1 protein-coding gene is annotated in these 322 nt (G+C 75.2%); it reads right to left on the reverse strand.

What is annotated here, in order from left to right:
* On the reverse strand, window positions 1-322 hold a 322-nt coding region (locus tag BEK98_RS49430; RefSeq protein WP_208643443.1), incomplete at both ends, for a hypothetical protein.

The raw sequence follows: 322 nt of genomic DNA on the forward strand, positions 1-322 counted from the left end.
GGGGTCGTCCGCGAGGAGGGCGGTGCTGGCCGCCAGGAAGGCGAGGGCGGTCGCGCGATGGGCGGGGCTGACCAGAGCGAGTGTGGGGTCGTCGGCGAGGTGGGCGGGGTCGTCCGTGAGGAGGGCGAGGGCGGTTGCGTCATCGGCGGGGTTGCCCATCGGGAGCGAGGGGCTGCCCGAGGGGAGCGTGAGGTTGTCCACGGTGAGTGTGGGGGCGGCCGCGAGGAGGGCGAGGACGGTCGCGTCATCGGCGGGGCTGCCCATCGGGAGCGAGGGGCTGCCCGAGGGGAGCGTGAGGTTGTCCACGGTGAGTGTGGGGGCG

This window comes from Streptomyces diastatochromogenes, assembly GCF_002242805.1.
Lineage (GTDB): Bacteria > Actinomycetota > Actinomycetes > Streptomycetales > Streptomycetaceae > Streptomyces > Streptomyces diastatochromogenes.